22 protein-coding genes are annotated in these 25,243 nt (G+C 43.7%); 17 read left to right on the forward strand and 5 right to left on the reverse strand.

What is annotated here, in order from left to right; genetic code table 11:
• The first annotated feature begins 313 nt into the window (after positions 1-313).
• On the forward strand, positions 314-991 hold the full coding sequence (locus A1QO_RS13980; RefSeq protein WP_017040518.1) for a MaoC family dehydratase: 678 nt from the start codon (positions 314-316) through the stop codon (positions 989-991).
• Positions 992-1,117: 126 nt separating this feature from the next.
• Here A1QO_RS13980 and A1QO_RS13985 read toward each other — a convergent pair whose 3' ends face one another.
• Positions 1,118-1,933, reverse strand: coding sequence for a phosphate ABC transporter substrate-binding protein (locus A1QO_RS13985; RefSeq protein WP_017040517.1), 816 nt, complete (start codon positions 1,931-1,933; stop codon positions 1,118-1,120).
• A 146-nt stretch (positions 1,934-2,079) separates the two neighbouring features.
• Between A1QO_RS13985 and A1QO_RS13990 the strand changes: the two genes are divergently transcribed.
• Positions 2,080-2,427, forward strand: a complete 348-nt coding sequence (locus A1QO_RS13990; protein WP_017036253.1) for a DUF3024 domain-containing protein — start codon at positions 2,080-2,082, stop codon at positions 2,425-2,427.
• A 61-nt stretch (positions 2,428-2,488) separates the two neighbouring features.
• Here A1QO_RS13990 and rnb read toward each other — a convergent pair whose 3' ends face one another.
• Complete coding sequence (gene rnb, locus A1QO_RS13995) at positions 2,489-4,489, reverse strand: exoribonuclease II (RefSeq protein WP_017040516.1); 2,001 nt, start codon at positions 4,487-4,489, stop codon at positions 2,489-2,491.
• A 369-nt stretch (positions 4,490-4,858) separates the two neighbouring features.
• Here rnb and A1QO_RS14000 point away from each other — a divergent pair, with 369 nt between their 5' ends.
• Positions 4,859-6,862 (forward strand): DEAD/DEAH box helicase, encoded by a 2,004-nt coding sequence (locus A1QO_RS14000; protein ID WP_017041717.1) that lies wholly within the window; start codon positions 4,859-4,861, stop codon positions 6,860-6,862.
• Positions 6,863-6,996: 134 nt separating this feature from the next.
• Here A1QO_RS14000 and exaC read toward each other — a convergent pair whose 3' ends face one another.
• Positions 6,997-8,517, reverse strand: coding sequence for an acetaldehyde dehydrogenase ExaC (gene exaC, locus A1QO_RS14005; RefSeq protein ID WP_017036250.1), 1,521 nt, complete (start codon positions 8,515-8,517; stop codon positions 6,997-6,999).
• A gap of 306 nt (positions 8,518-8,823) precedes the next feature.
• On the opposite strand from exaC, the gene A1QO_RS14010 reads away from it, so the two are divergent.
• The 7 genes from A1QO_RS14010 (at position 8,824) to A1QO_RS14040 (ending at position 16,219) form a co-directional block, all read left to right on the forward strand.
• Positions 8,824-10,575, forward strand: coding sequence for a sigma-54-dependent Fis family transcriptional regulator (locus tag A1QO_RS14010; protein WP_017040786.1), 1,752 nt, complete (start codon positions 8,824-8,826; stop codon positions 10,573-10,575).
• Positions 10,576-10,861: 286 nt separating this feature from the next.
• Entirely contained in the window at positions 10,862-11,167 is a 306-nt protein-coding gene (locus A1QO_RS14015; protein ID WP_017036996.1) for a PTS sugar transporter subunit IIB, read from the forward strand.
• A gap of 91 nt (positions 11,168-11,258) precedes the next feature.
• Positions 11,259-12,593 carry a PTS sugar transporter subunit IIC gene (locus A1QO_RS14020; RefSeq protein ID WP_017036247.1) on the forward strand — a complete coding sequence of 445 codons (1,335 nt, stop codon included), beginning with the start codon at positions 11,259-11,261 and terminating at the stop codon, positions 12,591-12,593.
• A gap of 65 nt (positions 12,594-12,658) precedes the next feature.
• On the forward strand, positions 12,659-12,967 hold the full coding sequence (locus A1QO_RS14025) for a PTS lactose/cellobiose transporter subunit IIA (protein ID WP_017036246.1): 309 nt from the start codon (positions 12,659-12,661) through the stop codon (positions 12,965-12,967).
• 9 nt (positions 12,968-12,976) lie between these two features.
• A complete protein-coding gene (locus A1QO_RS14030; RefSeq protein WP_017036245.1) occupies positions 12,977-14,287 on the forward strand; it encodes a 6-phospho-beta-glucosidase in 1,311 nt (436 codons plus the stop codon).
• A gap of 82 nt (positions 14,288-14,369) precedes the next feature.
• Positions 14,370-15,128: a chitin disaccharide deacetylase gene (gene chbG / locus A1QO_RS14035; protein WP_017036244.1), complete on the forward strand. Its 759-nt coding sequence runs from the start codon at positions 14,370-14,372 to the stop codon at positions 15,126-15,128.
• Positions 15,129-15,220: 92 nt separating this feature from the next.
• Entirely contained in the window at positions 15,221-16,219 is a 999-nt protein-coding gene (locus tag A1QO_RS14040; RefSeq protein WP_017036993.1) for a LacI family DNA-binding transcriptional regulator, read from the forward strand.
• 206 nt (positions 16,220-16,425) lie between these two features.
• Here the strand turns inward: A1QO_RS14040 and A1QO_RS20460 are convergent, their stop codons facing one another.
• A complete protein-coding gene (locus tag A1QO_RS20460) occupies positions 16,426-16,563 on the reverse strand; it encodes a hypothetical protein (protein WP_017036242.1) in 138 nt (45 codons plus the stop codon).
• 255 nt (positions 16,564-16,818) lie between these two features.
• Between A1QO_RS20460 and A1QO_RS14045 the strand changes: the two genes are divergently transcribed.
• The 4 genes from A1QO_RS14045 (at position 16,819) to A1QO_RS14060 (ending at position 19,592) form a co-directional block, all read left to right on the forward strand.
• A complete protein-coding gene (locus A1QO_RS14045) occupies positions 16,819-17,493 on the forward strand; it encodes a transporter substrate-binding domain-containing protein (RefSeq protein ID WP_017040785.1) in 675 nt (224 codons plus the stop codon).
• A 143-nt stretch (positions 17,494-17,636) separates the two neighbouring features.
• Positions 17,637-18,080: a hypothetical protein gene (locus tag A1QO_RS14050; RefSeq protein WP_017036240.1), complete on the forward strand. Its 444-nt coding sequence runs from the start codon at positions 17,637-17,639 to the stop codon at positions 18,078-18,080.
• Between the two features lie 189 nt (positions 18,081-18,269).
• Complete coding sequence (locus A1QO_RS14055) at positions 18,270-19,013, forward strand: phosphatase (RefSeq protein WP_017040784.1); 744 nt, start codon at positions 18,270-18,272, stop codon at positions 19,011-19,013.
• Positions 19,014-19,187: 174 nt separating this feature from the next.
• Entirely contained in the window at positions 19,188-19,592 is a 405-nt protein-coding gene (locus A1QO_RS14060; protein ID WP_017036238.1) for a cytochrome b562, read from the forward strand.
• 79 nt (positions 19,593-19,671) lie between these two features.
• Here the strand turns inward: A1QO_RS14060 and A1QO_RS14065 are convergent, their stop codons facing one another.
• Positions 19,672-20,649, reverse strand: a complete 978-nt coding sequence (locus tag A1QO_RS14065; protein WP_017036237.1) for a LysR family transcriptional regulator — start codon at positions 20,647-20,649, stop codon at positions 19,672-19,674.
• A gap of 248 nt (positions 20,650-20,897) precedes the next feature.
• On the opposite strand from A1QO_RS14065, the gene A1QO_RS14070 reads away from it, so the two are divergent.
• The 3 genes from A1QO_RS14070 (at position 20,898) to A1QO_RS14080 (ending at position 24,944) form a co-directional block, all read left to right on the forward strand.
• Positions 20,898-21,911, forward strand: a complete 1,014-nt coding sequence (locus A1QO_RS14070; RefSeq protein WP_017040783.1) for a DUF2804 domain-containing protein — start codon at positions 20,898-20,900, stop codon at positions 21,909-21,911.
• Positions 21,912-21,919: 8 nt separating this feature from the next.
• The gene (locus tag A1QO_RS14075) at positions 21,920-22,768 is read left to right on the forward strand and encodes a sterol desaturase family protein (protein WP_017036235.1); all 849 of its coding nucleotides are present in this window, start codon (positions 21,920-21,922) and stop codon (positions 22,766-22,768) included.
• A gap of 307 nt (positions 22,769-23,075) precedes the next feature.
• Positions 23,076-24,944 carry a methyl-accepting chemotaxis protein gene (locus A1QO_RS14080; protein ID WP_017040781.1) on the forward strand — a complete coding sequence of 623 codons (1,869 nt, stop codon included), beginning with the start codon at positions 23,076-23,078 and terminating at the stop codon, positions 24,942-24,944.
• Positions 24,945-25,243 lie beyond the last annotated feature (299 nt).

A 25,243-nucleotide genomic window follows, 5' to 3' on the forward strand; every position in this document is an offset into this window, starting at 1 on the left:
CGGCGCCTATCATAGGTATTGGCATGAATGTTGTAAAGTACAAATTGCTACTTATGGTTTGATTGGTCAACTAATCATCGATTGTCGAAATCGGTTATGGTGATGAAGCTCACTCAATAATAATGCATAGCGTTGTGTATTGAGTGAGTTTTATAGGGTCTAATAAAATATTGTTTTATTTTTAATGGTTTGATTTTTATGCATTTTAATCCCATGAGAATACAGATGTACGCCCAAAAGTAATTGCACATAAGTGTGAAGTGGTTCAAAATAAAGGAGTTAATGTGCATCTTAGTGAATCTTTGAGGTTTTTATGAAAGTCGCGAATCTTTTTAAGCATCGTGGTGAGTCTATTTCTAAGCACCATGCAGAAATTTTGCAGTGGATGTCCCCTACAGTGCGTATGTACTGGGAGGAACTGCTGAATAAGACAAATAACAGCCAAATTTTGTCATGGATGAAAGACTTCCAACAACCTGCAATTAATGAAGATGCGCCAATTGCTGAACCTGTTGTATTAACACCAGAAGCGAAACGAGTCTACGAGAGCCTACAGCAAAAGGTGGGCGAAGTGATTCACATTGGCGATTGGCTGTTTGTTGATCAAGAAAGGATCAACCAATTTGGACAAATTACCGAGGACATGCAATGGATTCATACCGATCCTCAACGTGCCCAGGAAGAGTCGCCATTCAAAACGACAATCGCACACGGATTTTTGACCTTAGCATTATTGCCGAAGCTAACCGATAGCGTCGATGAAAAGAACACGCTTTTCCCAACCGCTAAACTGGTTGTTAATTTGGGCCTCAATCAAGTTCGTTTTCCATACCCAGTGAAGTCGGGTAATAATGTCCGCGCAATCAGCCGACTGGCTAAAGTCACGCCGATCAAAAAAGGGTTAGAGATTGAGCGAGAGATCAAAGTAGAGATAGAAGGCATTCGCAGACCAGGTTGTGTGGTGATCTCTGTGATTCAGGTGCATTTTTAATCTAACGATACCCAATTAGAAAAGGAGAGCTTAAAGCTCTCCTTTTTGCTATTCATACTTCGATTTTCTATTGATACTTCTATTTTCTGTCGATGCGTTAACGTGCTAAAGGTACTTTAAATTCAATCACTTTACTGGTGTGTAACCGTATTCTTTAATCAAGCTTTTGGCCGCTTCGGTTTTAATGTAATTCAGAAAACCTCGACCTTGATCGCTAACGGTTTCTTGGTGATAGACCACAAGAAATGGTCGTGACAAAGCATACTTCCCTAAAGCAATGTTGTTACTGGTTGGTCGTGAACCCTCAAATTGGAGTGCTTTGACCGATTTATCCACCGAGCCTACTGAAATAAAACCGATCGCTTGCTTGTTGTGATTAACGATGGTTTTGACCATGCTGTTACTATTGACCACAAGATTGTTACTGCTGATATCAGACACTAAACGTTTATTCACTATTTTAGTTAGCCCCAGTAGGCTTTCGAAACTGTATCGAGTTCCAGAAGACGCCTCACGGGTAACCACAGCAATCTCTTGGTCAGTACCACCAAGTGATTTCCAGTTGGTTACATTACCTTTGTAGATATCGTAAAGTTGCTCACGAGTGATATTTTCGATGCTATTTGCGTTATTGACAACGACCGCTAATCCATCAAATGCAATCGGCAGTACGGTTAAACCTTCATTTTGCTCGCCTTCAGTCAAATAGCGAGAGCTCATCCCAATCTCAATCGCTCCTTTGTCGAGTAATGTCAGCCCCGCCGTCGACCCTACGCCTTGCACAGCAATAAATGAATCAGGGTTGGTTCGGTTAAACTCTTCAGCCAGCACATCCATGATCCTTGCGACTGAGGTTGAACCCGAAATGTTGACCTCATTGGCATGCGTAATGTTGGGTAGAAAGGTGATAGAAAGAAGCGCGGCTAAAGCAATTCGAAACATGGTAGTAGACTCCGTGGCAATATTGAAATTTTACGTATCTTATGTGTCATTGATGACAGTTTTGTGAAAGCCAGCCAAGATGAAAATTTAACTTATGGCTACCATGGCTGTAGACTAAAATAAAAGGAACAGCATAGGGAGGTTGAATGAGCTTAATTAATTTATTACAAAAACAAGTTGAAGTTCGTGCTCAGGCTGTTTGTCAAAATAGAAATCGAAGCTTGCCTGTTGAACTGGGGAAATCAGGGTATGAGCCTATGATGAATGGTGTCCAGTTCATTAAGCAGCACTATTTGTTGGATTCAAGCCATTGTGATTACACGAGTTGTGTCGCTAGAATTTTGTGGAATGGTGACCTGGCACAATGGGAACTCACGATCCCCAGTGAGGAAGGAGAGCAATGGATCCCTTACCCTTATTTGTTTAAAAGCTCAGACTTGACGGCACTTATTCGAGAAGTAGAAAAAGACCCTAAATCGTATATTTGGGAATAAAAAAGGCGCTCACAGGAGCACCTTGTTTTGATGAACAAGAGGTAGTCGGTCACCTCTTTGATTATTCTTCGGTTTTCTCCGCAGAGGCAACGGCTTCAGTGGGGAAATCTTGGGTTGGTTTCGCAACAATGTTTCGATTTTCCAAATTCACTTCAGCCAACACTAACTCAAAGGTATCCCCGAGTCGGTACTCGATATTTTTATCGATCGATAGCGTTCCGTTTTCAGAATTAGAGTCAATACGTTCTTTGTCGCTCACAATCAGCGAGCCGGGAATGAAAGCGGCAGCGCCATTCTCTAGTAGGCGAACGCGCATACCTGCACGGTTAATATCAAAAATTTCACCGGTATAAACCGTTTTCTTCGCGGGCTCGTCAATCAATGTTCTCGCATATAGCCAGTCTGCGACATTGCGTTCAGCCATCTTATGATGTTTACGGTGCAGCGCCATTTCTTCACCAACGGTGTCATCGGGAGTTTGTACTGGTGTTTTACCTAGAATGTGTGCTTTCAACATGCGGTGGTTAATCATATCGCCATACTTACGAATAGGAGATGTCCAAGTTGCGTAGATGTCGAGGCCCATTGCGTAATGAGGAAGAGGCTGATTCCCCATTTCACTGTATGCTTGAGACTTACGGATACGATTATCCAAATAGCTAGTGTCTTGATCAGCCAACCAGCGACGCAGTGCGGCAAACCCTTCTAGCGTTTCTACGCTTTCTGCATTAAAAGGCAAATCACCCTCTGGATTGACCAACTTAATCACATCGGCAATTTTTTCTGGTTTAAACCCTGCGTGGGTATTAAATACACCCGTGTTGAAGCTGTTTTTCAGCGTAATGCCTGCACAAATATTGGCGGTAATCATCGCCTCTTCCACCAGTCGGTTAGCACTACGACGCAAGTCGGCGTGAATCGCGACGACATCATTGTCTTCGCTCAACTCAAAGCGGTAGTCAGGTCGGTCAGGGAAGACGACAGCATGAGTTGCTCGCCAAGTTGCGCGTGATTGAGAAAACTCAAATAAATCACGAACCACAGACGCTATTTCATCAGAGGGCGTCCAAGCGTCACTGCTGCCAGTATCAAGCCAGTCAGATACGTGGTCGTAGACCAAACGCGCATGGGATTTAATATTCGCGGCAAAGAACGCAATGTCGTCGCCAATGACGCCATCTTTGCCGACGGTAACTCGGCAACAAAGGGCAGGACGTTCTTCGTTTTCGATTAATGAGCAAAGTTCATCAGCAAGATCACGAGGCAGCATCGGAATATTGCGGCCAGGCATATAAATGGTGAAGCCACGCTCACGTGCGACTTTATCCATTTGATCATCTGGCGTGATATAAGCGGTAGGATCAGCAATGGCGATGGTTAATTCAAAATCACCGTTATCGTTCTTTTTCGCATACAGTGCATCGTCCATATCTTTGGTTGATGCACCATCAATGGTAACGAAAGGGATGTGAGTCATATCAACACGTTCAAGATCCACATCGTCTTTTAATGCCCACTCTGCAATACCTTCGGGTTCACTGTTAGGTAAATCATTTTGAGCCAGCGTAACCCACCAAGGTGCAATTTTGTCGTCAGCGTCTGTAATCTTTTCAGAGATTTCGACGAAAAATCCGTTCTCTCCAGCCAAAGGATGACGAATCAGGTGAGCAACAACCCAATCTCCTTCCGCAAGCAGCTCTGGATTCAGCCCTTTCTGAGCTTTTGCTTTAAAAGATTGCTTTTTTAGCTGAGGGTGATCAGGCGTTACATTCAGCTTACCCTTATGAAGCTTTACTCGACCAATAAACCGAGTTAACCCTTGCTCTACTAGCTCTTGAGGCTCAGCGACTTCTTTCTCTTTTTCCGTACGGATAATCGCGACCACTTTGTCACCATGTAAGCATTTCTTCATGTACGGTGGTGGAATAAAAAAGCGCGTCTTGTTATCCACTTCTAAAAAGCCATAACCTTTATCTGTTGCTTTGATTGTGCCTTCTTTTTTAGGAAGACTCTCTTGCATCTGCTGCTTCAATTGAGCGAGTAGGGGGTTATCTTGGAGCATTTTTTCACTTCTTAAGAGTTTGATTGAGGACACTATAATCATTGAAAGGGAGTTTTTCCATAACAAAGCGTCGCTATCATGTGGGCAAGGGTGGATTTAAACTGCTCAATTTAAGAGCGCTAACTTAAGATAGTGACGCTTCTGTGACCATATCGACCTAAGATGAGAGAAAATTGTGATGTATTTCAATTTTTTCTGGATTTTTTTATGGTTTTAGGGAATAATCCGCGTCCCTTAAGTTGTCGTCCCTAGCGGCTTGATGCATTTTAAAGCTTATCTGCATCTGAATGGAATCAGCTCAAAACTGGATTGGATTTGGAATTGGTAGAGCTCGTGGGACCTTTTGTTAATTAATATAGTGGGATCCACATGCAAGACCAAGTAAAAGACCAAGAAGTTCAAATTAAATTCAGTGAATTAGCCCTGAGCCAAGATATCCTTTCTGCTTTAGACGCAATGGGCTTTGTTTCACCAACGCCTATTCAAGCAGCAGCGATTCCTCACCTTATCGAAGGTCGCGACCTACTAGGTAAAGCGCAAACGGGTACAGGTAAAACTGCCGCGTTTTCTCTTCCTCTTCTAAGCAAACTAGACCTTGACCAGCGTAAGCCTCAAGCGATTGTTCTAGCGCCAACGCGTGAACTTGCTATTCAAGTCGCGGCAGAAGTGAAGAACCTAGGTAAAAATATTCGTGGCCTAAAAGTATTAGAAATCTACGGTGGTGCTTCTATCGTTGATCAAATGCGTGCTCTAAAATCTGGCGCACACATTGTTGTTGGTACGCCTGGCCGTGTTCAAGATCTTATCAACCGTGACCGCCTGCACCTAGACGAAGTGAAAACTTTCGTTCTTGATGAAGCAGATGAAATGCTGAACATGGGTTTCGTTGATGATGTAACTTGGATCATGGAAAAATCACCAGAAACTGCGCAACGCGTATTGTTCTCTGCGACTATGCCTCCAATGCTTAAAAACATTGTACAACGTTTTCTACGCAACCCTGAGCATGTTGACGTTGCTGGTAAAAACCACACCGTTGATAAAGTAGAACAGCAGTACTGGGTTGTTAAAGGTATCGAGAAAGACGAAGCGATGTCTCGTCTTCTAGAAACTGAAGAAACAGATGCCTCTATTGTTTTCGTTCGTACTCGTCAAGACACTGAGCGTCTAGCCGATTGGTTGTTGGCTCGCGGCTTTAAAGCAGCAGCACTTCACGGTGACATTCCACAATCTCAACGTGAGCGTACCGTCGACAACATCAAGCAAGGCGTTATCGATATCCTAGTTGCAACAGACGTGGTTGCACGTGGTCTTGATGTACCTCGTATTACACACGTATTCAACTACGACATCCCATTTGATGTTGAATCATACATTCACCGTATCGGTCGTACAGGTCGTGCAGGACGTAAAGGTAAAGCGATTCTATTGGTTCGCCCTAACCAAATCCGCATGCTACGTACTATCGAACGTGTTACTAAGTCATCAATGGAAGAAATTCAACTTCCTGAGCGTGATAAAGTGGCAGAAGCTCGCCTTGTTAAGCTGGGTGCTGAGCTAGCAGTAGAGAAAGAACATAAAGCCGTAGAGAAATTTGCAGAGTTAGTAGAGAAGCTTCAAGAGACTCTAGAGATTGATGCTGCAACACTGGCGGCAATCTTACTTAAGCGTCAACAAGGTAAGCGTCCATTATTCTACGTTGGTGCTGACCCAATGATCGCAGCCGTTGAGCGTGATAAAGCTCGTCGTAAAGAACGTCGTGACAATCCTCGTGAAGGTGGTCGTGAAGGCGGTCGTAGCTTCAACACTCAAGATTGGGATACCTACCAGCTTCAAGTTGGTCGTGACCAAGGTGTTCAAGTTAAAGATATCGTTGGCGCACTAGCAAACGAACTTGGCCTGATTAAAGGTTCTATCGGTGCTATCAAACTAGCGCAAGGCGAAACTTACGTTCAGCTACCGAAAACAATGAACGCAGAGACAACAGGCAAACTTGCTAAACTTCGCATTCGTCAAAAAGAAGTGGGCGCAGTGGTCTGTGACTTTGATGATTTCCGTGAGTCACGTGGCGGTCGCCGTGATGGTGGTGCTGGTCGTCGTGATGGCGGTGGTTACCGTGGCAACCGTGAAGGTGGACGTGGTGGCGAAGGTCATCGCGGTCGTCGTGACGGTGGTGCAGGTCGTCCTGCTGGCGCTGGTAATGGTGGTAATGGCGGTGGTTACCGTGGCAACCGTGATGGTGCTCGTGATGCAAACCGCGAAGGCGGACGTGACGGCGAACGTCGTTTCGATCGCAACCGTGGTGGTGACAATCGTGGCAATTTCCGTGGCGAACGTGGCCATGGTCGTCGCACTCCAAGCAGCGAATCATAATTGAGTAGCGAAACATAAAATCGTTAAATAGATTATAAAAATCCCCCGTTAGAGATAACGGGGGATTTTTTTCATTGGCATAATCGAATCTCTATGCCGTCGACTTGATGATTTACATGCTTATTAAGGTTGGCTTAGAAGAACCCCAAAGGATTGACATCGTAGCTGATCAATAAGTTTTTGGTGTTTTGGTAATGGTCGAGCATCATTTTGTGAGTTTCACGACCAATCCCCGATTTCTTGTAGCCACCAAACGCAGCGTGAGCAGGATACGCATGATAACAATTCACCCAGATACGGCCTGCTTCTATATTGCGACCCATTCGATAAGCTAAATTCGCGTCTCGTGTCCATACACCAGCACCTAAGCCATATTCCGTATCGTTGGCAACCTCTAGGGCTTCAGCTTCATCTTTAAAGGTCGTAATCGCAATGACGGGGCCAAAAATCTCTTCTTGGAACACTCGCATTTTGTTATGACCTTTGAGCATCGTTGGTTGAATATAATAACCGTTCCCGAGGTTATCCTGCTGCTGAGCCACTTTTCCGCCAACCAGGACTTCTGCTCCTTCTTGCTTGCCAATTTCAAGGTAACTCAGAATCTTGTCAAACTGCTCTTTAGAGGCCTGCGCGCCAACTTGAGTGTCGGTATCTAAAGGGTTCCCTTGTTTAATCGATTTTGCACGTTCAATCACCTTCGCGATGAATTTGTCATAGATTGATTCGTGAATAAGCACACGAGATGGACAGGTACAGACTTCACCTTGGTTGAAGAACGCGAGTAACATACCTTCAATACATTTGTCTAAATAGCTGTCTTCATGGTTAAAAATATCGGCAAAGTAAAGGTTTGGTGATTTCCCACCCAACTCAACCGTTGAAGGGATAAGACTTTCTGCAGCGCATTTTAATATGTGGTTCCCTACTTCTGTTGAACCAGTAAATGCAAGTTTGGCGACTCGGTTACTTGTTGCTAATGCTTGACCCGCTTCACTACCAAATCCATTAACAATATTGATGACACCAGCAGGCACTAAGTCGCCAATTTTTTCCATCAAAACCAGAATGGAGACAGGGGTTTGTTCTGCGGGCTTTAACACCACACAACAGCCCGCAGCGAGCGCTGGTGCAAGCTTCCAAGCGGCCATAAGCATTGGGAAATTCCAAGGTATTATCTGACCAACAACGCCAATCGGCTCTGGAAAGTGATAGCTTGCTGTGTGGGTATCAAGTTCTGCTGCACTCCCTTCTTGAGCGCGAATACACCCTGCAAAATAGCGGAAGTGATCAACAATAAGAGGCAAATCTGCGGCAAGGGTTTCACGTACTGGCTTTCCATTTTCCCATGTTTCTGCAACCGCCAATTCCTCTAAATGTTCTTCGATTCTGTCTGCTATTTTTAGCAGGATATTGGACCGCTCTGTAACACTCGTGGTTGCCCAACTTTGGCGAACGGCATGCGCCGCATCGAGAGCTAAGTTGATATCCGCTTCCCCAGAACGGGCTACTTTACAGAAGTTTTCCCCATTTACTGGAGAGCTGTTATCAAAGTACTGTCCTTCCACAGGCGCGACCCACTCTCCACCAATGTAGTTGTTATAGTGTGAGTGAAAATTAACGATAGACCCTTGGTCACCAGGCTGCGCATAAATCATAATTCGTTCCTTCATTTTCTGTTGAATGTTCATGGATTGTGTTTAAAACATGTGGGTACTTTTCTTTTTGTGCCATCAAGTAAACGCAAATCACACGCCAACAAATAAAATATTGTTGTTAATGATATGTAAAACTATGATTGCAAAAACGTTATATAAATGTCTGTATTGCGAATGTCATCAACGAGGCGAGTTGGAGTGTGTTCAAGTGTTCCATATTGGTACGTGTCAACTGTGACAAAATGGAACACTTACGTAGAGCAGAATATGGATATGTTGATTAAGTACTGATGAAGGGTTTTTAACATGCAACTTCAAACGAATGAAAAACCAGAGTGGTTGAGCTCTTCATGGAACCGAAGCAGCGATGCGGGTTTAAAACAGCGACGATTACCTGAAGACATTCGCCTATCGTCTCGGCTGCTCAGTGAACGAAGACGCAAAACAAAAACCGTAATCGAAGCGGTGGAGCAACTTGCTTTACCTCTGTTTAACCAAATGTTCGCCAGGTCCGATAGCCGATTAATCTTAACCGATCCGGAAGGCGTTATTCTTTCTAGTTGGGGTCAGCCCCGTTTTAAGGAAAAGCTCACCAGCATTGCATTGGGAAGTGGGGCGTGCTGGCTTGAAAGACTGAAAGGAACGAATGCGATCGGCACAGCGATTATTGAAGCGAAGCCGATTTCAGTGATTGGTAATCAACATTTTATTAAACAGCATCAGTTTATTAGCTGCTCAGCGAGCCCGCTATTTGATCACCTCGGAAATATGATCGGTGTTCTCGACATCACTAGCGAACAGCAGCAGCATGACATTTCCACTCAGGTTTTGCTTCAGAATATGATTCAACGGGTTGAAAATCACTTGTTGAACCATATCCCCCAAGGAGCAATTCGAATTGATCTCGCGTGCGAACAGTCGTTACTTCATAGTGGTTGGCAAGGTATTTTGATTGCCGATGATGAGGGGCAAGTGCTGGCGAGCAATGGTGTAGCATTACAGCTTCTTGCCCAGCCTTCAGTGGTGGGCCATTCATTGGGCGAGATACTGGATTCATCGTCTTGTTCTTCGGGATTAGTTTTTGAAAAACAGCATTTAGAAACGCCAAAGCGCCATGTACGAACTGTCTCTGCCTCGTGTGAATTGCATCATGGAGATAGCCAAATAGAGCATGCATGGCAACAAGCAAGCAAGATTGTTGATAAAGGGATCAGCTTGCTGATTTTAGGAGAAACAGGCGTCGGAAAGAGTGAGTTCGTAAAATTGCTGCATAAGCAAAGTGCTCGAAAACGCGGACCACTCGTCACAGTAAATTGCGGTGCATTACCTAAAGACCTCATTGAATCTGAGCTTTTTGGCCATGTAGCAGGCGCTTTTACAGGGGCTAACAATAAAGGGTTTGTAGGTAAAGTTCGACAAGCGGATAAAGGCATCCTATTTTTGGATGAAATAGCTGACATGCCCCTAGAAGCACAATGCCGTTTGTTACACGTACTGCAAGAGAAAGTGGTGGTCCCTATTGGTTCCACTCAGAGCCATGACGTTGATATTCAGGTCATTGCGGCGACACACAAAGATGTTGAAACCTTGGTAGAGCAGGGTGATTTTCGGCAAGATCTCTATTATCGTTTGAATGGACTTACCTTGAGCTTACCAGCATTGCGCGACCGGCAGGATAAGCGTGCATTGATCGAGTTGATTCATCGTAAGTATGCGCCAAGATCACAAACGATTTGTGAACAACTGATGGGACTTTTACTTAACCATCATTGGACAGGAAATATCAGGGAGCTTGATAACGTATTGAAAGTATCGACGTTGCTTGCAAGCGATGAGAATGTGCTATCAGAAGAGCATTTACCTGAACATTTGCTGCGATACGTAAAGCACAATACTGAAAAGCTTGCGGTTCCTGCGAAAGACCTCAAGACGACGCTTGATCATACGTTGCTTGAAACATTTCAAGCAACACAAGGCAATGTGAGTAAAACTTCGAGGTTATTAGGAGTCAGTAGAAATACTATTTATCGAAAACTGAAAATACTCGGATTAATATAATGATAATTAAACCATTATATTAATCTCCATTTTTTATTACTTACTCGGCTAAAAAATAATCGAAAACGAATATTTATAAACGTCCTATCTAGAGTTAATTCAGAATAGTCCAAATAAGGTTCCTCCGCTTTTTTCTATAATGCAGTGTATTTTTAAGCGACAAATATGAGAGATTGTTCACGAATAGAACAACCGGTTGCATTAACGCAACCGGTTGTGCTTTTGTGTGTTGTTTTTTTTTGATACAGTTTCGCCATACTGACAAGTGATCAAAATGGAGTAAGAAATGAAAAAGATTTTATTGTGCTGTAGTGCAGGTATGTCAACGAGTATGTTGGTTAGAAAAATGGAACAAGCCGCTGCTAAAAGAGGGATAGAGTGCGAAATAGAAGCGCTAGCGGTCAACGCCTTCAATGAGGTAATCGCAGATTATGATGTTTGCTTACTCGGCCCACAAGTGAGATTCCAGTTGGAAGAGCTGAGCAAAATCGCCGCCGAGCACGGGAAGAATATCGCCGCGATATCGCCACAAGATTACGGGATGATGAAGGGGGATGAAGTCCTAGATCAAGCTTTAAGTTTAATTGACTAAATAGACTCACTAATTAAAAACATAATAGTTAACACTATATTAAAAAATATAGTGCGGGTTCTTTCGTTCAAAATATATAAGGATTTATACTATGAAGCTTTATGATGCGATAATAGGGTTCGTTGAAAAACGTATCGCGCCATTAGCCGCTAAGGTTGGAAATCAGCCTCATGTCAGAGCAATGCGAGATGGGTTTATTGTGGCAATGCCATTTATTATTGTCGGCAGTTTTATTTTAATCTTTGCCTTTCCTCCTTTTGGTGAAGATACACAAAATGCTTTTGGCCGAGTCTGGCTTGATTTTGCAACACAAAACTTTGATGTCATTATGATGCCGTTCAATATGTCGATGGGCATCATGACAATATTTGTGTCTCTAGGCGTGGCATACAGTTTGGCGAAAGCTTACAAAATGGATGGCATCACCAGTGCAGTGTTGTCACTAATGAGTTTTTTACTGGTTGCTTCTCCTGCAACCGATGGGGCATTGTCAATGTCTCATATGGGCGGAACGGGTATTTTTACTGCGGTAATGTGTGCATTTTTCTCAGTAGAGCTTTACCGCTTTATGAAGAAGCACAATATTACCATACGCATGCCAGAGCAGGTTCCACCAGCGATTGCTCGTTCATTTGAAGTCTTGTTACCCGTATTAGCCATCTTCGTCACTCTTTACCCACTCAGTCTGTTTGTCCAAGCAGAGTTCGACATGCTGATTCCCGATGCGGTGATGGCCATGTTTAAGCCTCTCATCAGTGCATCTAATACGCTTCCTGCAATCATCGGTGCTTTGCTGGTCTGTCAACTGCTATGGTTTGCTGGAATTCATGGTGCCGCGATTGTTGTTGGCCTATTGTCTCCGATTTTCTTAACCAATATTGGCGCGAACATTGATGCCTTTGTTAACGATCAGCCAGTACAAAACATCTTCACTCAACCTTTCTGGGATTTCTATATTTTCATTGGTGGCTCAGGTGCAACTCTAGCCCTCGTCATACTGATGTCATTCAGCCGTTCTGCTCACCTCAAAAGTATCGGTCGCATGAGTGCTGTTCCTGGTTTCTTTCAGATCAACGAACCGGTCATCTTTGGTAGCCCGATTGTTATGAATCCTATCCTATTCATTCCATTTGTTTTCGCTCCAATTATCAACGCAACGATAGCGTACTTCGCAGTGCATGTTGGATTTGTGGGTATGGGTGTGGCGACAACACCATGGACAACGCCAGCGCTTATCGGTGCGTCGTGGGGGTCTGGTTGGACATTCGCTCCTGTTCTTCTTGTTATCGGGCTGCTGATCCTTGACTTGTTCCTTTACCTGCCATTTTTCAAAATGTTTGAAAAACAGCTCTTAGAGCAAGAAAAAGAGGCCGCGACTGAAAGTAAAACCTCGTCACCGAAAGTCGGTAAAGCGGCAACGGCATAAACAATATTGGGCTACCGGATGACTTAGGCATGACGGTAGCCAACTTTTACATTTGGGAGAGAATCGTGGATCAAGAATTAGTAGTAATGGAAATTATCTGTAACGCAGGCGAGGCAAGAAGCCTCTGCTATGAAGCGCTGCGTTTATCAAGAGAGAATGACTTTGAAGGAGCAGAAAAAACATTGCTTCAAGCCAAAGAGTGTTTGAACAGAGCGCACTTAACGCAAACCCAGTTGATTGAACAGGATCAAGGGGAAGGCAAAGTTGCGATGACGTTGGTGATGGTTCACGCTCAAGATCATCTGATGACCACCATTCTGGCCCAAGAAATGGCGACAGAAATGGTCGCATTGCATAAATTAATCGCTAAGTAAGGAACAATCATGGCTAAGGGATCATTAAAACTTGCAATCATCGGTGGCGGCAGTAGCTATACGCCCGAGTTGGTTGAAGGTGTATTGAAAAGGCTGGAATTTTTGCCTGTAAAAGAAATCCATTTTGTTGATATTGAAGCAGGTAAAGAGAAGCTAGAAATCATTGAATCTTTATCAAAAAGAATGGTGGCAAAGGTTAACGCCGACATTGTAATAAAAGCTGGATTTGACCGTAGAGAAGCGATCAAAGGGGCTGATTTCGTTATGACTCAGTTCCGAGTTGGTGGCCTAAACGCCAGAGCCAGTGATGAACGCATTCCATTAAAGTATGATGTGATTGGGCAAGAAACAACGGGCCCAGGCGGATTCGCTAAAGCGCTGCGTACCATTCCTGTCATTCTGGATATTTGTAAAGACATCGAAGAGTTAGCACCCAATGCATGGATGCTCAATTTTACCAATCCAGCAGGGTTGGTAACGGAAGCCATTGCCAAATACAGTAAAGTCAAAAGTATTGGTTTATGTAATGTCCCTGTTTCAATGCAGATGATGATTGCAGAAATGATGGAATGTGAGCCTAGCGAATTGCAATTGGAGTTTGCAGGTTTGAACCATCTTGTTTGGGTAAATAAAGCATGGCTTAAAGGCGAAGACATCACTGCAACTGTTTTGCAAAAAGTGGGTGATGGCGCAAACTTTAGTATGACGAACATCTTCGAAGAACCTTGGGACCCTGATTTTCTTGAGGCACTTGGCGCGATACCTTGCCCTTACCATCGTTACTTCTATCAAACCGATGCCATGCTAGCAGAAGAGAAACAGAGCTCTAAAGAGCAAGGCACTCGTGCAGAGCAGGTGATGGCCACGGAAAAAGCGTTGTTTGAGCTTTATCAAGATGAAAGCTTGGCTGAGAAACCCAAGCAGCTTGAAGAGCGGGGGGGGGCTTATTATTCGGACGCTTCACTCAACCTTGTCGATGCCATTTACAATAACAAAAACGGTATTCACGTTGTCAATGTATTGAACAATGGAGCAATCAGTACGTTACCGCATGATGCTGTCATTGAGTGTAGTGCTGTCGTTGGAAGTTGGGGAGCGAAACCTTTAGCGGTGGGCAATCTTTCTCCTAAAATTAGTGGCTTACTACACCAAGTTAAAGCGTACGAGCAACTGGCGATCGAAGCAGCCGTTCATGGTGATAAAAATCAAGCGTTAATGGCGTTAGCAGCGAATCCGTTAGTACCTGATATTACTAGAGCCAAAGCGCTTTTGAATGATATCTTAAAGGAAAATTCAGATTATCTTCCTCAGTTTAAGTAAGAGCCATCTGGTCAAAACAAATAAACTGGCTAAGAAAAATACACTGGGGTAAGTGAATGTCGTTTTTCTCGGGGGGGGGAATATGAAAGTTATATTTAATGCTGATGATTTTGGGCTGACGGAAGGCGTCAACCACGGCATTGTGGAATCTCATCGAAATGGTGTCGTTAATTCAACAACCATGATGGTTGGTGTTGCATCGGAGGAGCATGCACTGACTTTATCGCGAGAATACCCGAACTTAAAAGTGGGGTTACACCTAAGATTTACAATGGGCGCCCCATTAACCAATCATACTTGCCTTTATGGCGAGGGAGGCCACTTTCCTGGTTTGGACACGTTTTGGGATAAACAAGATTTCGAGACAAGTGCCGTGCATGATGAAGTGGTAGCACAGGTGGAATACTTTCTATCAATGGGGCTTTCATTGAGCCACATTGATAGCCACCACCATGCGCATAGCCATCCTCAAATTGGCCCTGTTGTGGAGAAAATTGCCAAGCTTTATGGCGTTCCTGTTCGTAGTTTTGGAGGTGCGGGTATCGACATAGACGGTTGTCGCTACCTTTTTACCGATAAATTTTATGGAAATCAGGTCGATCTCGACACACTCATTGTTCACCTATTAAGCTTGAAAGGGACCTATGATTTAGTAGAAGTGATGTGTCACCCAGCGATTGTTGATGATGCATTAGAGCAAGTCAGCAGTTACCGAGAGCCTAGACACAAGGAATTAACCATCCTAACCGATCCTCGCTTAAAAGAGAGGTTGCTTACCCGTGGTATAAAAATCACGGATTATTCTGAGTTAGATTTTATGCATCATAAAGACTGTGTATGATTAAGGCAGCCAGTGGCGATCCCCCTAGATCACTTTTCGCATGACTGGCTGTCACTTTATGCTTTTTAAACCTATGAGAACTCAACGCAATTATGGCTAGAATTAAAGATGTAGCAGAGCTGGCGGGCGTCAATCGTTCCACGGTATCGCGAATTATTAATGGGGAAGGCAAGTTTCGCGAAGAAACAAAAATGAAAGTTGAACGTGCAATGGCGGAACTGAACTACAGACCCAGTGCAATAGCGCGTTCATTGGCAACATCCTCTTCGAACATGATGGGCTTACTGGTGACCTATTACACCGGTGGCTTCTTTGGAGAGATGATGAATCAGGTACAAGCAGAACTGGATTCACACAACAAGTTTTTGATTACCGCACAAGGTCACCACACCGCAGAAGGTGAACGAGAAGCGATTCGTCGTTTCCATGACTTACGCTGTGATGGTTACGTGTTACACAGCCGCCATTTAACGGATGACGAGCTAAGAGAACTCGCGAAGGAATCGACGCCGTTTGTGTTACTAGACCGAGAAGTCAAAGGTTTGGAAGAACGATGTGTGACTTTCAATCATCACGAGGCCAGCGCTTTAGCGGTAAAGAGGCTCATTGATCTTGGACATGAGCGGATTGGTTGTATTTCAGGTCCTCACTCTCGATTTAATAGCACCCAAAGAAAAGAGGGGTACGTCGATACAATGCGCATCGCAGGATTATCGACCAGTGAGTCACTTATCGCCGAAGGGGACTACAGTCGAGCAAGCGGTTATTTAGCGGCAGAGGCACTATTAAAAAGACATCCTGACCTCACGGCTATTTACTCGTGTAGTGAAGAAATGACCGGTGGTGCCGTTCAATATTTGCACGAACATTCTATTCAAATTCCGGCGCAGGTTTCTTTAATGAGCTTTGACAGTGTCGACTTATGCGAGGCTTTATATCCTAAGGTATCCGCAGTTCACTTTCCGATAAGTCAGATGGCAAGAGTCGCGGTTCAGCGCCTCATGGCGCTCATCAATAAGGAACAAGCCGGGACTCAAGTGACATTTACAGGAGAACTGAAACTGCGAAGTGCTGAAATCAGACTCAAATAAATCGAACTCAAGACACAAACTCTTCCTCTTCTCTTAAAGAGCCGTTACTGAACGTGCTCTTTATTATTGTTTATTCCTGAACACTTTAGCCTGATTTTGAACATTCGTTTTTCGATCAACCTGCTGTGTTGTCTCGACACGTTATTATCTCAACAATAGAGACCCAAAATTAGCGGTTTAAAAGCCAGCGGCTAAATATTCCAGATTCAGAATCCGCCTCTTTTCTGGGCGTCTTTGACCAATTTCTGGCGGTGCTGCTCCTGCTCTGATTGATGAGATCGTTCAGTCGCTTTGCTGCCCACAGAGTTTTTTCGGTCTAATACAAAATACTTGTTCGTCGTCATATCGATCACCTTCTAATTTAATGTCAAAAAAATATAAGGTCTTATATCGGTGTGCACATCCACCACTTTTAAAGTTTAGACGGTGTAGATAAAAGTATGAATTTAGCGGCCATTAAGTTGAGAGTGGAGGTAACGGTGGCGTAGATAGGATGAGATATGGTTGTGTATCATAACTAGGATGAGGGATTTGCTATACTGATCGTCTAGATTAAACGGCATGATCTAACCATCATTGTCATGGATAGGAAGCGAGTATTGAAAAAGTGGCTTATGCTTGGGGCGGCACTAATGTTTGCTTCCCCAAGTCATTCAACATCGTCAGTCGAAGTGTTGGGGATAGAGTTTCCTCCTTACACGACTGAGTACAAAGCCGATGGCGGTCTTGCCGTACAAAAGCTACGACAGCACATTGCGATGTCTGATATGCGTTTATCCGCTGTTATTTTGCCCCCCAATAGAATTGGTAAACGATTGTTGGTGGGTAATTGGTGCTTGAGCTTTTACCCTCCGCAAGATCCAAACAGCTCGAATGTTCGTAAGTGGGTGTTATCTGACGAGGAGATACCGCTAGGGTTTTATCGTTTAAGACAAGAGTCAGAATTTACATGGGAACAGCTTTCAGATTTAGAAGGAGTTTCTGTCGCTTTATTAAGTTCATACTCGAAACAAGGTCTCAATGCTTTATTTCGGAGCAATAAAATCGAAGTACAAGAAGTGAACTCATTACAGCAAGGCTTTGATCAGCTCATAAAAAATCGGGTCGATTATGTTTTTGCAGATAAGTATAGTGGCGAGTTTATTGCTGAAGAAAACAATGTCGATATACAACGACTTCAATTTTCAACGAGCTCGCTGAGCATTGAATATTTTCATGTTTGGGTCAATTTAGATTGCCAAGCTCTGGTCGATAAAATTTCTACTCACTGGTGAATGTCATTGCCCAAGCTTCTGTGAGTCTGTTCTAAAAACGGTCACTTAATAAGTCTAATATCGCGTAATCGATGGGTTTTTAATCAAAATGACAGAAACCTCTTCTATAAGTGTTAATAGGGATTTTTAATGGGACACTGATTATGTTAACGCTTAACTATGCTATTGAAATTAGAACAGATGCAAAAACAGTTTGGAAAATGCTGACGGAGCAGGATAACTATCAGCGATGGGCGACGGCATTTTCTCCCCACTCTCAGTTTGAGGGGATATGGCGTGAAGGCGAAGATATGCTCTTTTTTGACCCTAATCTTGGAGGAACAAGGGCCAGAATTGACAAAATATCGTTGAATGAAGCGATTGAATACCACCATGTCGCGATTTTCTTTCCAGAGCACCAGCAAGATATCGACAGCGATGTCGCAGATAAATGGATTGGTTCTTCGGAAGCTTTTCACATCGCCCCTTTGGAAGATTCGGTTGTGATACAGGTTAGGGTCACAACCCATCCCGATTTCGTTTCCATGTTCAATAATGGATGGGAAAAGGCCCTGCCGAAGATTAAGGCACTCTGTGAGCAGTCTTAAAAGTTAAGAAGAAATAGTATTCAAGAAGAACGTACTGAAGCACACATTGTAATCAGCAAACGTAGTACTCAAACAAACATAACACTCAAGTAAGTACAGTACTTGAATCAGATACAGCACTGAGCAAGACTATTTTTCGGTATGTTGGTAAACTGCTAATTAAATGAAACCACCGTCTAAGAGCAAATCATGAAACTTTGTGTCGATACTCATACGCATACCTACGCAAGTGGCCATGCTTACAGTACTTTGATTGAAAATGCGAAATCTGCCAAAGAAAACGGATTGTCTCTTTTTTGTACAACCGATCACGCAGAATCGATGCCCGGTGCTCCTCATTACTGGTTTTTCTCTAATCAACGTGTTCTTCCCAGGTTTCTGGAAGGGGTCGGTGTACTCAGAGGGTGTGAAGTGAACATCATCAACCCGCAGGGTGAGATTGATATCCCGCACTCCGTTGATCAAAACCTAGATTGGGTACTGGCGAGCTTTCATGAGCCCGTCTTTAACCCTGTAGACAGTCAAACTCATACCACCACATTACTCAATGTGATTAAGAACGGAAGAGTGGATGCTCTTGGTCATTTAGGCAATCCAAATTTTGACTTTGATTTTGATGAAGTGATTCAAAGCGCTGCAAAGTACAATGTCGCGATTGAAATCAACAACACATCCCTAACGGGGAACAGTCGGGTTGGCAGTATCGAACGTTGTCAGGAAATTGCTCGGTTAGCGAAACACTATGGTGCTTATGTAACGACAGGCAGTGATGCGCATTTTTGTTTAGATGTCGGTAATTTGAATTTAGTGAGCGAGTTACTTGATACTGTCCAGATGGATCCTGCTCAGGTGATCACCCGTACACCTCGCCAGTTCTTAGACTTCCTAGAGTTGCGAGGCCGTCCTGCAATTAAAGAGTTCAACCATCTTTAGTTCAGCACGCTGTAACTCTTTTAACTCAGCACGTTGTTAGGGATGAATTTAAGTACAATATCAGGGAAAGTGTTCAATACGTTTTGGTTGCCAGGTAAATTGAAACACTTTTCCACTCTGATTTTTATACAATATCGATTACAATTCTGTGCATTCTCCGACTGAAAATTAAAAATGATGAAAAACCAATTACTGATGTCTCTTGGCTTATTTCTGGCACTGAATGTCGTTTCATTGAGCGCAGTCGCCAATGAATTTAATATGACTGAAACGATGAAGAAAATGGGCTTTGAGTTTCGAGAAGCTGATCAAGCTGAAAGTGTTGAAGTGATGCAAGTGGCAGTGACTAACCTTTCCGAGTTAGTTGAGCAGGCCATTAATGCAGACCACCCGCAAGAAAAGAGCGAACTGTACAATGAAGGGTTTAATAAATTAACCGTCGCGATTGATACTGTAGAAACCTATCTCGCTAAGGGTGATTTAGACCAAGCCAAAAAAGAGCTACGTGAAGTAGATGACTTACGAGTAGAGTACCACCGAAAACGCAACCCTAGTATCTGGTCAAAAATATTTGGTTAATTAATGCATTCAACGTATTGGGGCTAATAAGTAATAGCCGTATTAAAAAAAGTCGCTCCTTGTGTGAGCGACTTTTTATTTACGCGTTACCCGCATTATCATTAAACCGAGCAGTACCATCTGAAACCGCAGTATCATCAAAAAGTTTATGGGTTAAGTTGGCCATAGCGAAATCAATAAACACACGTAATCTTGTTGGCATGTATTTGGTTTGTGCATACTGCATTGCGATTGCACCGTGGTAGCTGCTCTTTATCGTCCAGTTTGGTAACACGGGAACAACCTGCTGTTCTTGAAGTGCATCCTTGACAACAAAGTCATGAAAAATACCGATCCCAAGCCCACTCTTTACGCCATTTAAACGCATCTGAGAGTGATTGACCGCGTATCGGCCAGATATTGTCACCGTATGAAATTCATCATCTTTTAAGAAATCCCAAATATTATCTTGTTCCGTTTCCGCAAGATATAAACAATCATGCTCAACAAGTTCAGTCGGGTGTGAAGGAAGCCCTCGGCTCGCGATATAATCGGGACTCGCACACAAGACTAAATTAGTTTGGCCGATTTCTTTCAACACCAGTTTTTCATCAGGCTTATCAGTGAGCTTGAATGCGACATCAATACCCTGTTTAAAAAGGTCGATTTCACCATCAGCCGCGCGTAACTTGAGTTGGATATATGGGTGTTGTTTCAGAAAGGGCACGACATAAGGCTGTAATACTGAATTCAAAAACGCTTCAGGCGCAGCCACGGTTAACGTGCCTGATGGTTCATTATGATCTTCGGTCGACACTTCCACGGCTTGCTGCGCGGCATTTACCATAATAACGGCTTGATCATAAATCTTTTGTCCCGCTTGAGTGATGATCAATTTGCGAGTTGTTCGCTCAAACAATTTTACATTCAAAGCACTTTCCAAACGTGTGATCAACTTGCTTAACGCAGAAGGGGTCACATTGAGCACTTTAGCGGCGGCCGTAAAACTGCCTTCATTCACCACTAAGATGAACGAAGCTAAGTCGGGCAGAAGGGCTATCAGTTTGGGATTGAGCATAGGGAATAGAGTGTTCTAACAATCGAGCCATAAAGCTGATTATTGCTGAAAAAAACCACCGAGTCATCATTAATAACGGTGATCACAAACGGTGAGGTGCATTTCTTCGCTTGCGCTGATACCTCATCAATTCAAAGTTTTTACTCTAATTGTGAACTCACTGTTGAAAAGTAAGTTAATAACCCTCCAAATAAAAGCCATAACGATGCAAACTAGAGTTATGTTATTAAATTGTTAAGTGTGAGCCTATGTTCAATACTATCCCTGCGCCAGAGTCGCTTATTAGAGAAGACGGACAGCCCATATTTGGACAGTTTGATGGCGCTCCTTTAAGACTTGGGGTTGAGCACTTTCGCTACATCACAGAAATGGATAAGAAAGCAGGGAAGTGGGCCAAGTATTTTCATTATAAGCAATTTCAATTTACGAGCATTGTGACAGAAAATTATGTCATCGGTTTGGCCATTGCGGATATTCGCTATGCGACAAGCGCCTTCTGTTATCTTTATGACCTTAAAAAAGACCAATTATCAGAAGTCAGCTGGATCAAACCTCTCGGCATCGCCTCTACGGTGACAAATTCTCCGAGCAATGGCATCACAACATTGCATGGCGAACCGATTAAGTTCGATATTCAACAGCAACAGTGGCGAGTCGTGATCAACAACAACACGATTCACGCAGACCTCTTTTTTACGCCTCAGTTAAATAGCTTACCGTTGTCGATGTGCACGCCAACAGGGTATTCCGGCTGGACTTACACTCAAAAACACAATGCGCTCGCTGTGAGTGGGCAGCTTAGAATCGGTGGAGAGGATATCGGCTTGGATTCGGCACTCGCTAGCTACGACTTTTCGGCCGGTTACATGAGAAGAGAGACCAGTTGGCGTTGGGCAAGTATCAATACCAGGTTGGGTCCAGTTAAGTTGGGGCTCAATTTAGCCGCAGGTGTTAATGAAACAGGCAGCTGTGAAAATGCGGTGTGGGTTGATGGCGTGCGTCATTTCCTTGGGCCTGTTCATTTTGAATTCGATCGTAGTCACCAAGAAAAGCCTTGGCGAATTGACTCGCAAGATGGGCAAGTTAACTTAACGTTCACTCCACTCAATAAACGCAGTGAAAAACTCAATCTATGGCTACTAAAAAGCAACTTTCGTCAGTTTATCGGTCACTTCAATGGGACGATAAAAGATTCGTCAGGCAACGCTTATCAACTCGTCGATTGCCTTGGTTTAACTGAAGACCATTTTGCTCGCTGGTAAGGATGAATATGGACATTTCTAAACTCATTGATCACCCTGAATGGCTACTGCTCGTTTTAGCTCCGGTATTTCTATTATGCATGCTGGCTGAGTACTATTTAGGCCAAAAACGGGGTCGATTACCTGAGAACTCCTCCTATCACCTCAAAGAAGTGCTGTGTAATTTTACACTCGCTGGGATGCATCAGCTGAGTGATTTACTGACGGGCCTCTTGATAGCGAATCTTTATATTTGGTTATTTGGCTGGAAAATGTTTGATATTGATATGAACCTAGCCAGTTTCATATTACTCGTGGTTCTACAAGATTTTTTCTATTACTGGTTTCACCGAGCAAGCCACCGTATACGCTGGATGTGGGCGGCACATGTTGTTCATCACAGCTCGGAGCGGATGAACTTTAGCACCGCGTTTCGCCAGAGCTTAATGTACCCTTTCGCCGGCATGTGGTTGTTTTGGCTACCGTTAGTGGTGATCGGTTTTGAGCCTAGCTGGGTAATCTTTGTGGTATTGCTTAACCTTGGTTTGCAGTTCTTTGTTCATACGCAGTGGGTACGTACTTTAGGCTTTTTAGAGTATGTGTTTAATACGCCATCCCATCACCGTGTTCATCATGGCGTGAACGCTCAATACATCGATAAAAACTACGCCGGTGTGCTCATTGTATGGGACAAGTTATTTGGTTCGTTTGAACCAGAGCGAGACCCCGTTCGCTACGGGATATCCAAACCCATCAAGAGCTTTAATCCATGGACGGTGACCTTTACGGAGTGGAGAAACATGTTCGCTGACGGTTTCTCTTCGTCAAAAACATTAAGACAAAAGATGAAGGTGTTCTATTCGCCACCCTCAGACTGATCGCATGACTTCGTGGCTTAGTTTGAATATATTACTTTCAAGCACATTACTTTCAAGCATATTACTTTCAAACACATGCTTGCCGAAAATCGAGTCAGGAAACTCTGGTTGGCCTAATGGCTTTCCATTCATCTGTGTGTATTTCTGCTGCCTTACCCGTTTAATTTCATGGCGTTTTTTGGTTTTTGCTCGTTAAGCAGCAGCTAAATGTTATTTATTCAATTAATTACGCCTTTCAACTGGATAAACGGCGGGTTACTAACTATAAAATTATTAATAACAATAAAAAATTAACTAAGGAATAGTTATGAAATTTAGCCACAAAATTGTTGCGGCGTCCTCTTTGCTGCTTCTGGTGACCGTTTCAGCTCTTACTGCAAAGCAATACTTCACGATGCAAGAGGAACTCAAACAACAGGTGGAAGCCAGTGTTACTGAGATTGTCGATGGGGTGAGAAACACGGTGGCAGCGGAGATCAATGGTCGTAAAGCCATCGCGGCCTACGCAACCAGTATGATTGAATCGGACCTCTCTCCAGAGAGAATCGAGAATGTCATTACACGACCCATTGTAAAAGATACGTTTTTGCTCGCCGGGTTAGGTTTTGAGAGTGACGGTTCAAACATCAATAACGACCCCAACTGGAACCCAGGACCGACCTGGGATCCTAGAGCAAGGCCTTGGTATAAAGATGCCAAGAACGCTAATCGACTTATTATTACCGCACCTTATGCAGATTCAGCCACTAACGAAATTCTGGTGTCTATTGCGACACCTGTGAACGATAACGGTCGTTTCATTGGAGCGATCTTTTATGACGTATCACTGGCTCGTCTTGCTGAACTGGTTAACCAAGTTAGACTTTTCAGCGCGGGTTACGTTTTTATTGTCGCCGGTGACGGTACGACCATCGCGCACCCGGATGCGAAGAAAAATGGCACACCCATGTCTGGATACATGCCAAATGTCAGTATTCTAGAGGAGCCTCAGCAAGTTATGCTTGATGAGACTGCGTATACGCTTGATTTTGCAGCTGTGCCCGGGGAAGACTGGTTTGTTGGCGTGGTGCTTGATGAAAGCATTGCTTACGCCTCTATTGACGACCTGCGCAATAGTTCGATTGTTTATACCCTTGTGGCACTATTGATCAGTATTGCCTTGTTACTCATCTTGATTAAAGCTTTGATGAAACCTTTGGATGTACTCAATACCGCGATTCAAGGTGTGGCTTCTGGTGAAGGGGATTTAACACAACGTTTAGATACCAATACTGACCAAGAATTCTCTCAACTGGCCGAAGGCTTTAATACTTTTACCGGTACCTTACAGCAACTGATTAGTCAGTCTAAAGCGATTGGCGTTGAAATACTGCGCGGTTCAGAAATGACATCCAATGGTTTGCAACAATCAGCGAATGCAATGCAAGAACAGCTGCATGAATTAGAACAACTGGCGACCGCGATGCATGAAATGGCAACCACGTCTTCCGATGTTGCTTCTAATGCTCAAGGGGCAGCTTCAGCTGCTCAAGTGGCTGATGATGCAACCGTTGATGGCACCGCCGTGGTCAACGATACGACAAGCGCCATCGACGAGCTTTCAACCCGAATTGATGAAGCGGTTTCAGAAGTGCAAGTACTCGAATCCGCCACAGACAACATAGAGACGATACTAAAAGTCATTAACGACATTGCTGATCAAACCAACTTACTGGCCCTCAATGCTGCGATTGAGGCGGCACGTGCTGGTGAATCTGGTCGTGGTTTTGCGGTCGTGGCCGACGAGGTAAGAACGCTCGCTCAACGAACTCAGGAATCCACCACAGAGATTCGTAATATGATTGAACAGCTCCAAGCGGGGGCCAGTTCGGTATCGAATGCCATGAATCAGAGTAAAGAGACCGCTGTTAATGCCGTCGCACGTGCTCAGGAAGCGAATGGCGCCCTAGATAGAATTCGTGAGGCGATACAGCAAATCAGTGACATGAACATTCAGATCGCTTCTGCTGCGGAAGAACAGAGCTTAGTGGCTGAAGAAATTAACAACAATACCGTTAAGATTAAAGACCTTTCTGTTCAAGTTTCAGACTCGGCATCAAGTGCCAATGATGCCATGCTGGTGCAAACAGAAAATGTTCGAGAGCAAGATGCCATTCTTAACAAGTTCATTGTGTAAGAGGGTTCTTGATGTCGAAGCGTTCATGACATAGGGCATTAGTGAGCACCTAGTTCACTTCTTTTACTGCCTGTTTTCACCGAGTTTGTAGAGTGGGTGTTTAAACAGGCCGTTTTCCAATCCAATAGAAAAAAGCCACTGCCTTGTTAATAAATAAGGCAGTGGCTTTATAGTTTCAACGCTTTGGTTGTATAACTTTGGTTGTATTACGTTGGTTCTAATGCTTTGTTTTTAGTGTTATGTTTTCAAAGCCATGGCTTTAACCATTTGCTTAGAGCTTAGAGCTTAGAGCTTAGAGC

The organism is Vibrio genomosp. F10 str. ZF-129 (assembly GCF_000287055.2).
GTDB lineage: Bacteria > Pseudomonadota > Gammaproteobacteria > Enterobacterales > Vibrionaceae > Vibrio.

Bases quoted from the DNA above. Each gene is read 5' to 3' on its own strand.
- A1QO_RS14070 (WP_017040783.1), top strand. From the start codon at position 20,898: ATGTTCAATACTATCCCTGCGCCAGAGTCGCTTATTAGAGAAGACGGA.
- A1QO_RS14000 (WP_017041717.1), top strand. From the start codon at position 4,859: ATGCAAGACCAAGTAAAAGACCAAGAAGTTCAAATTAAATTCAGTGAA.
- exaC (WP_017036250.1), bottom strand. From the start codon at position 8,517: ATGATTTATGCGCAGCCTGGTGACCAAGGGTCTATCGTTAATTTTCAC.
- A1QO_RS14080 (WP_017040781.1), top strand. From the start codon at position 23,076: ATGAAATTTAGCCACAAAATTGTTGCGGCGTCCTCTTTGCTGCTTCTG.
- A1QO_RS13985 (WP_017040517.1), bottom strand. From the start codon at position 1,933: ATGTTTCGAATTGCTTTAGCCGCGCTTCTTTCTATCACCTTTCTACCC.
- A1QO_RS20460 (WP_017036242.1), bottom strand. From the start codon at position 16,563: ATGACGACGAACAAGTATTTTGTATTAGACCGAAAAAACTCTGTGGGC.
- A1QO_RS14020 (WP_017036247.1), top strand. From the start codon at position 11,259: ATGAAGCTTTATGATGCGATAATAGGGTTCGTTGAAAAACGTATCGCG.
- A1QO_RS14065 (WP_017036237.1), bottom strand. From the start codon at position 20,649: ATGCTCAATCCCAAACTGATAGCCCTTCTGCCCGACTTAGCTTCGTTC.
- A1QO_RS14055 (WP_017040784.1), top strand. From the start codon at position 18,270: ATGAAACTTTGTGTCGATACTCATACGCATACCTACGCAAGTGGCCAT.
- A1QO_RS14015 (WP_017036996.1), top strand. From the start codon at position 10,862: ATGAAAAAGATTTTATTGTGCTGTAGTGCAGGTATGTCAACGAGTATG.
- A1QO_RS13980 (WP_017040518.1), top strand. From the start codon at position 314: ATGAAAGTCGCGAATCTTTTTAAGCATCGTGGTGAGTCTATTTCTAAG.
- A1QO_RS14075 (WP_017036235.1), top strand. From the start codon at position 21,920: ATGGACATTTCTAAACTCATTGATCACCCTGAATGGCTACTGCTCGTT.
- A1QO_RS14060 (WP_017036238.1), top strand. From the start codon at position 19,188: ATGATGAAAAACCAATTACTGATGTCTCTTGGCTTATTTCTGGCACTG.
- A1QO_RS14040 (WP_017036993.1), top strand. From the start codon at position 15,221: ATGGCTAGAATTAAAGATGTAGCAGAGCTGGCGGGCGTCAATCGTTCC.
- rnb (WP_017040516.1), bottom strand. From the start codon at position 4,489: ATGCTCCAAGATAACCCCCTACTCGCTCAATTGAAGCAGCAGATGCAA.
- chbG (WP_017036244.1), top strand. From the start codon at position 14,370: ATGAAAGTTATATTTAATGCTGATGATTTTGGGCTGACGGAAGGCGTC.
- A1QO_RS14050 (WP_017036240.1), top strand. From the start codon at position 17,637: ATGTTAACGCTTAACTATGCTATTGAAATTAGAACAGATGCAAAAACA.
- A1QO_RS14030 (WP_017036245.1), top strand. From the start codon at position 12,977: ATGGCTAAGGGATCATTAAAACTTGCAATCATCGGTGGCGGCAGTAGC.
- A1QO_RS14010 (WP_017040786.1), top strand. From the start codon at position 8,824: ATGCAACTTCAAACGAATGAAAAACCAGAGTGGTTGAGCTCTTCATGG.
- A1QO_RS13990 (WP_017036253.1), top strand. From the start codon at position 2,080: ATGAGCTTAATTAATTTATTACAAAAACAAGTTGAAGTTCGTGCTCAG.